General features: G+C 71.1%; 10 protein-coding genes. 6 read left to right on the top strand and 4 right to left on the bottom strand.

All coding sequences use genetic code 11. The features are described from left to right. Nucleotides 1-118: 118 nt before the first annotated feature. From recQ to ACWD3H_RS22175, 3 genes are all read left to right on the top strand, one after another. Nucleotides 119-2,017: a DNA helicase RecQ gene (gene recQ, locus ACWD3H_RS22185; protein ID WP_451956306.1), complete on the top strand. Its 1,899-nt coding sequence runs from the start codon at nucleotides 119-121 to the stop codon at nucleotides 2,015-2,017. A gap of 133 nt (nucleotides 2,018-2,150) precedes the next feature. Next, a complete protein-coding gene (locus ACWD3H_RS22180; RefSeq protein WP_350927237.1) occupies nucleotides 2,151-2,813 on the top strand; it encodes a potassium channel family protein in 663 nt (220 codons plus the stop codon). Nucleotides 2,814-2,910: 97 nt separating this feature from the next. Further along, on the top strand, nucleotides 2,911-3,807 hold the full coding sequence (locus tag ACWD3H_RS22175) for an LLM class F420-dependent oxidoreductase (protein ID WP_451956305.1): 897 nt from the start codon (nucleotides 2,911-2,913) through the stop codon (nucleotides 3,805-3,807). A 25-nt stretch (nucleotides 3,808-3,832) separates the two neighbouring features. Here ACWD3H_RS22175 and ACWD3H_RS22170 read toward each other — a convergent pair whose 3' ends face one another. Both ACWD3H_RS22170 and dapD read right to left on the bottom strand, forming a co-directional pair. Continuing rightward, nucleotides 3,833-4,447 (bottom strand): phosphatase PAP2 family protein, encoded by a 615-nt coding sequence (locus tag ACWD3H_RS22170; RefSeq protein ID WP_355553573.1) that lies wholly within the window; start codon nucleotides 4,445-4,447, stop codon nucleotides 3,833-3,835. Between the two features lie 176 nt (nucleotides 4,448-4,623). Next, nucleotides 4,624-5,601, bottom strand: coding sequence for a 2,3,4,5-tetrahydropyridine-2,6-dicarboxylate N-succinyltransferase (gene dapD / locus ACWD3H_RS22165; protein WP_355553576.1), 978 nt, complete (start codon nucleotides 5,599-5,601; stop codon nucleotides 4,624-4,626). Nucleotides 5,602-5,694: 93 nt separating this feature from the next. On the opposite strand from dapD, the gene ACWD3H_RS22160 reads away from it, so the two are divergent. Together ACWD3H_RS22160 and thrS are read left to right on the top strand one after the other, a co-directional pair. Then, complete coding sequence (locus ACWD3H_RS22160; RefSeq protein WP_355553579.1) at nucleotides 5,695-6,300, top strand: glycoside hydrolase family 25 protein; 606 nt, start codon at nucleotides 5,695-5,697, stop codon at nucleotides 6,298-6,300. A gap of 68 nt (nucleotides 6,301-6,368) precedes the next feature. After that, nucleotides 6,369-8,336, top strand: coding sequence for a threonine--tRNA ligase (thrS, locus tag ACWD3H_RS22155; protein ID WP_355553582.1), 1,968 nt, complete (start codon nucleotides 6,369-6,371; stop codon nucleotides 8,334-8,336). 84 nt (nucleotides 8,337-8,420) lie between these two features. On the opposite strand, the gene ACWD3H_RS22150 is transcribed toward thrS, so the two are convergent. Then, nucleotides 8,421-9,086, bottom strand: coding sequence for an Asp23/Gls24 family envelope stress response protein (locus tag ACWD3H_RS22150; protein ID WP_451956304.1), 666 nt, complete (start codon nucleotides 9,084-9,086; stop codon nucleotides 8,421-8,423). Nucleotides 9,087-9,269: 183 nt separating this feature from the next. Here ACWD3H_RS22150 and ACWD3H_RS22145 point away from each other — a divergent pair, with 183 nt between their 5' ends. Next, a complete protein-coding gene (locus ACWD3H_RS22145) occupies nucleotides 9,270-9,821 on the top strand; it encodes an HIT family protein (RefSeq protein WP_350927251.1) in 552 nt (183 codons plus the stop codon). On the opposite strand, the gene ACWD3H_RS22140 is transcribed toward ACWD3H_RS22145, so the two are convergent. After that, on the bottom strand, nucleotides 9,764-11,878 hold the full coding sequence (locus tag ACWD3H_RS22140; protein WP_451956303.1) for a hypothetical protein: 2,115 nt from the start codon (nucleotides 11,876-11,878) through the stop codon (nucleotides 9,764-9,766). The genes ACWD3H_RS22145 and ACWD3H_RS22140 overlap by 58 nt on opposite strands. Between the last annotated feature and the right edge of the window lie 65 nt (nucleotides 11,879-11,943).

Raw genomic sequence — 11,943 nt, 5'->3', positions numbered from 1 at the left:
CGGGAAGACAGCGCCGGTGCCGCCGGGAGGGACGCCCCTCCCGGCGGCACCTTCGCCGTCCTCCGGCCTTGTGGCCGGTTCGCCCCCGGCTGTCGGGGGTGCCTCGTACAATGACCCGATGTCTTTCCCCGAGAACGACCCCGAGGTGAGCGACGCGTCGCGGGTCCTGCAGCGCGTCTTCGGCTACGACTCGTTCCGGGAGGGCCAGCAGGAGATCATCGATCACGTGGTGGCCGGCGGCGACGCCCTGGTGCTCATGCCGACGGGGGGCGGCAAGTCGCTGTGCTACCAGATCCCCGCGCTCGTGCGGAAGGGCACGGGGGTGGTGATCTCGCCGCTCATCGCGCTCATGCAGGACCAGGTCGACGCCCTGACGGCGCTCGGCGTGCGGGCCGGGTTCCTCAACTCCACTCAGGAGTTCGAGGAGCGTCGCCAGGTCGAGTCGGCCTTCCTCTCCGGTGAGCTGGACCTGCTCTACCTGGCGCCGGAGCGGCTGCGGGTCGATGCGACGCTGCGCCTGCTCGACAGCGGGACGATCTCGCTGTTCGCCATCGACGAGGCGCACTGCGTGGCCCAGTGGGGGCACGACTTCCGGCCCGACTACCTCGCCCTGTCCGCGCTGCACGAGCGCTGGCCCGACGTGCCGCGCGTCGCGCTGACCGCCACGGCCACCAGGGCCACCCACGCCGAGATCGCCTCCAGGCTCAGCCTGGAGGGGGCCCGCCACTTCGTGGCGAGCTTCGACCGGCCCAACATCCAGTACCGCATCGCTCCCAAGAACGAGCCGAAGCGGCAGCTGCTCGACCTGCTCCGCGCCGAGCACGCCGGGGACGCGGGCATCGTCTACTGCCTGTCGCGCAACTCGGTCGAGAAGATCGCCGAGTTCCTGGTGGAGAACGGTATCCAGGCGCTGCCCTACCACGCGGGCCTCGACGCCCGCACCCGCGCCGCCAACCAGGCACGCTTCCTGCGCGAGGACGGCCTCGTCATGGTCGCCACGATCGCGTTCGGCATGGGCATCGACAAGCCCGACGTGCGGTTCGTCGCCCACCTCGACCTGCCCAAGTCCATCGAGGGTTACTACCAGGAGACCGGCAGGGCGGGGCGCGACGGCCTGCCCTCCACCGCCTGGCTCGCCTACGGCCTCCAGGACGTCGTGCAGCAGCGCAAGATGATCGACACCTCGGAGGGTGACGACGCCCACCGTCGCCGCCTGGCCACCCACCTGGACGCCATGCTCGCCCTGTGCGAGGCGGTCGAGTGCCGCCGCGTGCTGCTGCTCGCCTACTTCGGCCAGCAGGCCGCCGCCTGCGGCAACTGTGACACCTGCCTGTCGCCGCCCGAGTCCTGGGACGGCACGGTCGCCGCGCAGAAGGTCCTGTCGACGGTGTTCCGGCTGATGCGCGAGCGCCGCCAGAAGTTCGGCGCGGGCCAGATCATCGACATCCTGCTCGGGAAGAAGACGGCCAAGGTCATCCAGCACGACCACGACGGCCTGACGGTGTTCGGCATCGGCACGGAGCTGGGCGAGGCCGAGTGGCGTGGCGTGGTGCGCCAGCTGCTGGCGCAGGGGCTGCTGGCCGTCGAGGGGGACTACGGCACGCTGGTGCTGACCGAGGCGAGCGCGGAGGTGCTGGGGCGCCGGCGCCAGGTCCCGCTGCGGCGCGAGCCTACGATGGCGGCCCGGCCCGCCAAGGCCGCGAAGACCTCCTCCTCGCGCCGGGCCGAGCCCGTCGAGCTGCCCGAGGAGGCGGTGCCGGTGTTCGAGCTGCTCCGCGCCTGGCGCGGAGCCACCGCGAAGGAGCAGGGGGTGCCCGCGTACGTGATCTTCCATGACGCGACCCTGCGCGAGATCGCGACCCGGTCCCCCTCGTCCCTGGCCGAGCTGGGTACGGTGAGCGGGGTCGGGGAGAACAAGCTGGCCAAGTACGGCCAGCAGGTCCTCGACACCCTCGCCGGTACCGGCTCCGGCCCCGATTCCGCGGGAAGCGAGGAAGGTCTCCTGGCCTTCCCCTGAGGTAGAATCGGGCGGAATCCGGGCCTCAGCGCCCCAATGACACGCAGGTAGGGGCCTGGAGGCTGTCGTCCACCTCCGGGCTCCTCGCGTTGACGGCCCCCCGCGGCTGCGGACTCCCGAAAGAGGACGATCGTTGCCTGACAGAAGGAACGACCCCGTGGTGGTCGTCGGGCTCGGCCGCTTCGGCGGTTCCCTCGCACTCGAGCTCTCCCGGCGGGGAACCGAGGTGCTGGCCATCGACAGCCGCCCCAAGGTGGTGCAGAGCCTGGCGGGGAAGCTCACCCACGTCGTCGTCGCAGACTCCACGGACATCGAGGCGCTGCGCCAGATCGGAGTGCCCGACTTCTACCGGGCGGTGGTCGCCATCGGCACCGACCTGGAGTCCAGCATCCTCACCACCTCCCTGCTCGTCGAACTGGAGATCGAGGACGTCTGGGCCAAGGCGATCAGCCGTGAGCACGGCCGCATCCTGGAGCGGGTCGGCGCCCACCACGTGATCCTCCCCGAGCACGACATGGGGGAGCGGCTGGCCCACCTGCTCAACGGGCGGATGCTCGACTACATGGAGGTGGACGGCGACTACGCGGTGGTCAAGACCCGGCCGCCTCGCGAGTACGTCGGCGTGCCCCTGGGCGAGTCCAACCTGCGGCGCAAGTACGGCGTGACGGTGGTCTGCGTCAAGGGCCAGTACGACGAGTTCACCTACGCCGACTCCGGAACGGTGCTGAGCTACGGCGACGTGATCGTCATCGCGGGCAAGATAGAGCAGGTGGAGCGGTTCACCGAACTCCCGTGACCGCCCCCGCCGTGTGGCCCGCGTGCCGGTATATCCGGGTGTGGTCGCCGTCGTCGATCTACACTGGGCGGAACCACTAGAACGGAGTTCGGTAGCGATGCGATTCGGACTGTTGCTCAACGAACCCAAAGAGCCGGACGTGCTCGGCAAGCTGCGGGAGCGCATCGCCCGCGCGGCCGACGACGGCTTCTCCTCCGCCTGGATGTCCCACATCTTCGGCCTCGACGCGCTGACCGCGCTCGCCGTGGCCGGAAACCAGGTGCCCGGGATCGAACTCGGCACCGCCGTCGTCCCGACCTACCCGCGCCACCCGGCGGCCCTCGCCCAGCAGGCGCTCACGGTCAACGCCGCCCTCGACGGGCGGCTCACGCTCGGCATCGGGCTCTCGCACCAGCTGGTGATCGAGAGCATGTACGGCATCGGCTTCGAGCGGCCCGCCCGGCACATGCGCGAGTACCTGTCGATCCTGATGCCGCTGGTACGCGGGGAGAACGCGTCCTTCCAGGGGGAGACCCTCACCGGACAGCTCGGGCTGAGCACACCGGGACCGAGGGACATGCCCGTGCTCATCGCCGCGCTGGCCCCCAGGATGCTCAGGCTGGCCGGGGAGATGGCCGACGGCACCGTGCTGTGGATGACCGGTCCCCGGACCGTGGCCGAGCATGTGGCGCCCGCCGTCACCGAGGCCGCGCGGGCCGCGGGGCGCCCCGGGCCGAGGATCGTGTGCGCGCTGCCCATCTGCGTCACCGACGACGCCGAGGCGGCCAGGGCGCTGGCCGCGGAGCGGTTCGAGATCTACGGCCAGCTGCCGTCCTACCGGGCGATGCTGGATCGGGAGGGGGCCGCGGGCCCGGCCGACGTGGCGATCGTCGGAGACGAGGACGAGGTGTCGGCGCGGATCGAGGCGCTCGCCAAGGCGGGGGTCACCGACTTCGTCGCCGCCGAGTACTCTCCCGGCACCCGGACGAGGGAGTTCCTCAAGAGCCTTCTCTGACGCGTCGCCCCCGCACCCGCCCCGCTCAGACGCCGAAGGCGCTCAGGGCCGCCCAGGCCGTGCCGGCACCGGTCACGGCCCCGGCGGCGACCTGGGCGGGGGTGTGGTGGGTGAGCCGGACCCGCGCCCAGCACACCGTCGCCACCACCAGCGCGCCCACGACCAGGGTGGGCGCCGCGGGCAGCACGTGGGCCAGCACCACCACGGTGCCCGCGGACACGGCCGCGTGGAAGGAGATCTTCCACTTGAGAGTGATCGGGACCGTCACCGCGAGCGCGGCCAGCATCGCGGTGACCGTGGCCACCAGCAGACGCGGCGCGCCGAGGGAGATCAGCAGCACCAGCGCGACGACCACCGCCGCGACCGCCACCAGCAGCGGCCTGGTCCGGCTCGCCCGGTCGACCAGATGGTGGGAGTCCAGGCGTCCGGAACGGACCCCGGCCAGGATCACCAGGGCGGGAATGCCGCCGCACAGGGCTGAGGCCACCAGGCCCCATGCCCCGCCCCGCCACCCGTCGGCCACCAGGCCGACGACCGGGGGCAGCCCGATGACCAGCACCTGCGGCGCGAACAGCCCCGTCAGCCACCGGGCCGCCGCCGTCGCGCCGCTCCCGTCGTCCGCCATCTCCTGACCGGTCATCTGAATCCTTCCAGCGCCAGGACCTCGGTCCCGAGATCCGGGCAGGAGGCCGGAGGCGCCCGCATCGGGGTGAGGTCCGTGAAAGGCCACCCTGCCAGCCGGGAGACCCGGGGACGAGCATCCGCGGGCCCCACGGCCTCCGGAACACCCCCGCGAGCGCGGCGGCGTGCCGCTGATCAGTCGTTGGCGTGCAGGATGCTGTTGAGCTCCACGCCCGTCCCCTGGCGGGGCACGACCTCGACGGCTCCCGAGGTGGAGTTGCGGCGGAACAGCAGGCCGGAGGCGCCGGAGAGCTCGGCCGCCTTGACCACCTGACCCTCGGGCAGGGCCACCTTGGTCCCGGCGGTGACGTAGAGGCCCGCCTCCACGACGCAGTCGTCACCGAGGGAGATGCCGATGCCGCTGTTGGCGCCCAGCAGGCAGCGCTGCCCGATGGAGATGACCTGCTTGCCGCCGCCGGACAGGGTGCCCATGATCGAGGCGCCGCCGCCGACGTCGGAGCCGTCGCCCACGACGACGCCCGCCGAGATACGGCCCTCGACCATGGAGCCGCCGAGCGTCCCGGCGTTGAAGTTGACGAAACCCTCGTGCATCACGGTCGTGCCGCTCGCCAGGTGCGCGCCGAGACGGACCCGGTCGGCCTCGGCGATCCGGACGCCGCTGGGCACCACGTAGTCGACCATCCTGGGGAACTTGTCCACGCCGTAGACGGTCACCTGGCCGCGGGCGCGCAGGCGGAGCCGTACCCGCTCGAAGCCCTCGACGGCGCACGGACCGTGGTTGGTCCACACCACGTTGCCGAGCAGGCCGAACAGCCCGTCCAGGTTCAGGCCGTGCGGCTGGACGAGGCGTGCCGACAGCAGGTGCAGGCGCAGGTAGACGTCGTAGGTGTCGGCCGGGGCCTCCGACAGCTTGGTGATCTGAGTCCGCACCGCGACCACCTCCACGCCGCGGTCCTCGTCCACGCCGAGCAGCGCGGCGACCTCGGAGCCGAGCTCCTGGGCGGCCTCCTGCGCGCTCAGCCGGCTGGTGCCCGGAGCGGAGGGCTCGCCCAGCTGCGGGGACGGGAACCACGTGTCGAGCACGGTCCCGCCGGAAGTTATGGTCGCGATGCCGGTCGCGTACGCGCCGGAGATCTGAGCTGCTGCGTTCACACCGACCAAGCCTAGCCAAAGCGGTCGCAACGGCAGTATGCCGAGGGAGCGTCGGGCGTGTGCCCGCGGTGCCCGCCGGTTAGCGTGGCCGCCATGCTGCAGGGGATCGACGTGTCGAACTGGCAGGGCGCCGTCAACTGGGGCGCGCAGGCGAAGGGCGGGGTCTCCTTCGCCTTCGCCAAGGCGAGCGAGGGGAGCACCTTCACCGACAAGTGGTTCGGCACCAACTGGAACGGCATGCGCGAGAGCTGGATCGTCTGCGGCGCCTACCACTTCGCCCGCCCCGCGGGCGACCCCGAGGTGCAGGCGGTGCACTTCCTGAAGATCGTGCAGCGGGCCGGAGGGCTGCGCAGGGGCGATCTGCTCGCCCTCGACCTGGAGACCAACGACCACCTGCCCGCCGCCAGGGTGGCGCGGTTCGCCCGCAGCTGGTGTCAGGCGATCATCGCGCTGGCCGGGGTGAAGCCGGTGGTCTACACGTTCCAGGCGTTCGCGCAGAACGGCAACTGCGCCGGGCTGGAGACCTACCCGCTGTGGATCGCCGCGCCCGACGCGCCCCGGGGCAGGCCGCAGGTGCCCAGCCCGTGGCGGAGGTGGACCATTCACCAGCACTCGCACAAGCCGCTGGATCGCAACGTCTTTCGCGGGACCCGGGCCGAGCTGACCTCGCTGGGCTACCGCCGGAGCCGCGACGCCTGAGAAATCGCGTCGCCGACACCGGTAGCATCGATTTCGGACCATCCATCGACGTCTCCCAGGGAGCAACCGTGTCGGCCGTGCCAGAACTTCGTATCACCCTCGCCGGAGCCGCGCGTGTGGTGGCGGGAGGCACGACGTACGGGGAGGCGCTGGAGGCGGACGGCCGCTCCGTGGTCGCCGCCCGCGTGGGCGGCGAGCTGAAGGACCTCGCGGCCCCGGTGGCCGAGGGCGACGTGATCGAACCGGTCGAGGCGGCCAGCCCCGACGGGCGCGCCATCGTCCGCCACTCCACCGCGCACGTCATGGCCCAGGCCGTTCAGGAGATCTTCCCCGAGGCCAGGCTGGGCATCGGCCCGCCGGTCGAGAACGGTTTCTACTACGACTTCGACGTCAAGAACCCCTTCACCCCCGACGACCTCAAGCGCATCGAGAAGCGCATGCGCGAGATCGTCAAGCAGGGCCAGCTCTTCTCCCGCAGGCCCGTCTCCGACGACCAGGCGGCCGAGGAACTCGCCGCCGAGCCGTACAAGCTGGAGCTGATCGGCCTCAAGGGCGGGGTCGCCGACGAGGAGAGCGTCGAGGTGGGCGGTGCCGAGCTCACCATCTACGACAACCTCGACCCCAAGACCGGCGAGCTGTGCTGGAAGGACCTGTGCCGCGGCCCCCACGTGCCGACCACCCGGTCCATCCCGGCGTTCAAGCTGATGCGCACCGGCGGCGCCTACTGGCGGGGCAGCGAGAAGAACCCGCAGCTCCAGCGGATCTACGGCACCGCCTGGGAGTCGCGCGAGAAGCAGGACGAGTACCTCCACCTGCTGGAGGAGGCCGAGAAGCGGGATCACCGCAAGCTGGGCGCCGAGCTCGACCTGTTCTCCTTCCCCGACGAGCTGGGCTCCGGCCTGCCGGTCTTCCACCCCAAGGGCGGCGTGATCCGCCGCGTCATGGAGGACTACTCGCGCAAGCGGCACGAGGAGGCGGGCTACTCCTTCGTCAACACCCCGCACATCACCAAGAGCAAGCTCTACGAGATCTCCGGCCACCTCGACTGGTACAAGGACGGGATGTTCCCGGCCATGGAGCTGGAGGGGGCGGAGTACTACCTCAAGCCGATGAACTGCCCGATGCACAACCTGATCTTCAGGTCCCGCGGGCGTTCCTACCGGGAGCTGCCGCTGCGGCTGTTCGAGTTCGGCACGGTCTACCGCTACGAGAAGTCCGGCGTCATCCACGGCCTGACCCGCGTGCGCGGCATGACGCAGGACGACGCGCACATCTACTGCACTCACGAGCAGATGCGCGACGAGCTCAAGTCGCTGCTGCGCTTCGTGCTCGACCTGCTCCGCGACTACGGGCTCGACGACTTCTACCTGGAGCTGTCGACCAAGGACCCGGAGAAGTTCGTCGGCCCCGACGAGGTGTGGGAGGAGGCGACCGAGACGCTGCGCGAGGTCGCCGAGTCCGAGAAGCTGGAGCTCGTCCTCGACCCCGGGGGCGCCGCCTTCTACGGTCCGAAGATCTCCGTTCAGGCCCGCGACGCCATCGGCCGCACCTGGCAGATGTCGACCATCCAGCTGGACTTCAACCTGCCCGAGCTCTTCGAGCTCGAGTACCAGGCCGCGGACGGCACCCGGCAGCGTCCCGTCAAGATCCACCGGGCGCTGTTCGGCTCGATCGAGCGCTTCTTCGGCGTCCTGGTCGAGCACTACGCGGGCGCGTTCCCTCCCTGGCTCGCGCCGGTCCAGGTGGTCGGCATCCCGATCGCCGAGGCACACGTGCCCTACCTTCAGGACGTCGCCAAGAAGGCCCGCGAGCGGGGCATCAGGATCGAGGTCGACGCCTCCGACGACCGGATGCAGAAGAAGATCCGCAACGCGCAGAAGTCCAAGGTGCCCTTCATGCTCCTGGCGGGCGACGACGACATCGCCAACGGCGCTGTCTCCTTCCGCTTCCGCAACGGCGAGCAGAAGAACGGGGTCCCGGTCGACGAGGCGATCACCGAGATCGTCGACGCGATCGAGCGCCGTCTCCAGGTCTGAGCCTTCTCCGAGGCGTTCCGGGTCCGGCTTCCCCTCGGGGGCCGGACCCGTTCCTTTGGCGGGGCCAGGCCCCGCCAGGCGTCCCTAGTCGTGCTTCGCGGGCTCGGCGGGTGCCTCGGGCCGGATCTCGCCCGGCAGGCGGACGTCCTCCACGTCGACGTTGACCTCGACGACCCGCATGCCGAGCATCCGGCTGATGGTCCGGGCCACGTTGGTCTTCACCTCGTTGGCCACGTCCATCACCACGTGCCCGTACTCCGCCACGATCGACACGTCCACCGCGGCCGTACGGTCCTGCACATGGGCGCTGACGCCCCGGGGGCCGCGCCTGGCACCGATGCCGGCCCGCTCACGCACCGGCTCCACCGCGTGGGCGGTTTCGCCCCCCAGCTCTGCGACGCCCGTGACCTCAAGGGTGGCGAGGGCCGCGACCTTCTCCACCACCTCGTCCGCCACCTTGATCCGGCCCTTCACCACGGCCGAGGACACCGGGATGACCGGGGCCGGGGGAGTCAGCGGAGAGACGGGAGACACGATCGCCGTCACGGCCGGGGAAGGGGAGGGCACCTCGTCCGGTGCCGGGGTGATCGTCTCGACCACCGCCAGGACGGGCTCGCTCGTGGAGGATGCCGGCGGCTCCGTGTCGGCGGACAGGGACAGGCTGAGGGAGAACGGGCGGGTGGGCCTGCCGCCGGTCTCGGCGGGAGACACGGTCTCCTCGGTCGGCTCCTCGACGGAGACGTCGGTCATGGGTACTCCTCGACTGTCGGTGGTCTTGCTGGGGGATTCTGCCGGAAATTTGCGGCATTCGTCCGTTAATACGGTGAGATATAGATCGGGATCCCGTCCAGCCGCCGGATACCGGCCGATTCCGGTGCCCCGGCGGGGGAGGCGCCAGACCGAGGGAATCGGCTTGGCAATATGCTGGCGACCATGAGCAACGAGCCGGAGGCGCAGTACGGAGCGGGAACACCGGACGCGTTCCAGAGACTCTGGACTCCGCACCGGATGGCCTACATCAAGGGGGCCAGCAAACCGACGGGTTCGGGTCCCGAGGACGGCTGCCCGTTCTGCGAGATCCCCCAGATGAGCGACGAGGACGGCCTGATCGTCGCCCGAGGTGACGCGGTCTTCGCGCTGCTCAACCTCTACCCGTACAACTCCGGCCATCTGATGGTCTGCCCCTACCGCCACGTGCCGGACTACGCGGACCTGGACGAGACCGAGACCACCGAGCTCGCCGACTTCACCAAACGGGCGCTGGTCGCCCTGCGCAAGGCCAGCGGCGCGCAGGGTTTCAACGTGGGCATGAACCTGGGAGGTGTGGCGGGCGCCGGGATCGCCGCCCACCTTCACCAGCACGTGGTGCCCCGCTGGGGCGGCGACACCAACTTCATGCCCGTCGTCGGCCAGACCAGGGTGCTTCCTCAGCTGCTGCGTGACACAAGGGAACTGCTCGCCGGCTCCTGGCCCGCCTCGTCGTAGCGCGAGGCTCCGCCCAAGGTCCTGATGCCCGCCGACAGTGTCAGCGGCACGGCGAGCGCCAGTGCCATGGAGAGCACCGCGGCGCCCGAGTCGTTGACCAGCATGCCGACCACCCCGCTGACCAGGGTGCCGATCAACCCGGCCCGCAGCGCGGGGGAGTGCGCGAACGCGGCGGGCAGCACTCCCGCGGTCGCCTGCTCCGGCCGTAGCAGCGCGTAGACGAGGAACGCCGTCGCGGCGATCACGACCGGCATCAGGTTGGGGCTGAGCAGCGTGCCCAGCATCGCGCCGAGCTTGCGGCCGATCACCTCGGTGGCCTCGCCGGTGAGCACCTGGCCGACGAAGCGCCCCAGGTGCGTCTGGAAAGCAGGCGGGCGCAGGTAGTCGAGGTAGGCGATGCCCATCACGGTGACGCCGCCCGCCACGCAGAACGCGCCCAGCTTGACGATCGAGACCCGCCTGCCCGCGATCAGCAGCGCGGTCACCGCGATCCCCGGTACGAACGCGATCACGCCGCCGAAGTCGCTGCCCACGCCCGGCCAGCCGCCCAGGATCATCGCGAAGCCGCCCAGCACCGCCACGGCGGTGACCGCCGCACCCGTGTGGCCTCCGCGCGTCAGCCGGTGCGCGATCGTGGCGGTCAGCAGCAGCACCGAGGTGGCGAAGAGCGCGAACGGGATGTTGCCCAGGCCGTAGTAGCGGGCCCCGACCACGGCGCTGTAGCCCATCACGCTGTTGAGCTGCAGGGTCGTCCCGGTCAGCAGGTCGCCCGCGAGCACCGCCGCGGTCACCCCCGCCACCACCGCCGGTGGTCCGAGCGGTGCGCGCCGCCATGGCCCCGCCAGCGCCAGCGTGGCCAGCAGCAGGGTGCATCCGGCGATCCCGCCGACCAGCGCGAGCAGCGGTGTACGCGCGTCCTGCCAGGGGGTGAGGTTCACCAGGTACGTCGAGGCGGGCACCGAGGCCAGTGCCACCGCGGCCACGCGCATGCGCCTCAGCCCGCGCCCGCGGCGCAGCAGCAGGAACGCGGTCAGGTAGAAGGCGACCTGCAGCACGGCGACCGAGGTGAAGAAGACGCCGCCCACGTTCCTGATCGTCTGCCCGGCCACGTCGGCCCTCTCCAGGTCGGCCCGTGCGGCCTCGGTGGTGCCGGTCCGCCTCTCGCTCGCCTGCCAGGGGAGCCCGACCATGCCCGGCGGTGCCTCGACGCCGGTCAGGGAGAGCACCGTCGCGGTGACGTCCGGCAGGATCGTGATGTCGTCGCGGTGGGTGGAGGCCGCTCCCAGGAAGCGGCCGGAGAGGTCTCCGTCGCGCATCATGGCAACCCGAAGGTGCGGGTCGGCGCCGTGGTCGGACAGGCCCGCCAGCAGCACGCGCGCATCCTTGGGCAGCACGCTCAGCACCGCTCCGGCCTTGGCGTCGGCCAGGCGCAGCGCCGCCGCCCGCTGCTGCAGGGTGAGCCGCTCCTCGACCTTGGGCAGCCGTCCGTCGGTGATGTAGGGCCTGATCAGATCGTCGATGTCGACGGCGATCACACGACACCTGGTGAGCACGCCCGAGCGGATCTGCGCGGGGGAGGGAGCGTACACGTCGACCCTGCCCGATCTGTCGGCCAGTGCCAGCGCGGCCCCCGGGCCGATCGCCAGCGTGCACTCCCCGGCGGCGTGCACGGCCTCGCCGAGGGCGCCCGCGTTGCGCTGCCCGGCGACGTCGCGCAGGTATCCGTAGCCGGGGATGACGGCACCCGTTTTGTCGGCCTCGGGCAGCGGGGGAAGCCCGCAGCCGTAGCCGACCGCGGACCTCACCCCGGCCGAGATCGTCAGCCAGCCGTCATAGGGACAGGTCACCCGGCCCACCGCGCGGACCGACAGCGAGCCGATCGCGCTCTGCGTGGCCAGCCGCCACAGATTCGGGGTGCCGCCGGGGCTGAGGTCGCTCCACTGCAGGCCAGGAATGCCGATCAGCACCACCCGTCCGTCCACCCGCGTGGCGGACTGCGCGACACCTGGCCACAGCAATCCCAGGACCAGCGCAAACGCGAAAAGCGTCCGCTTCACCGACGACCTCCCCTTTAGCTTCTGCCAGGTGCTCGCACCGTAGGGGAAGATCGTGTCACGGGTCC

It is taken from the genome of Streptosporangium sp. NPDC002607, assembly GCF_053592655.1.
This window is presented reverse-complemented; position numbering and strand designations above follow the sequence as displayed.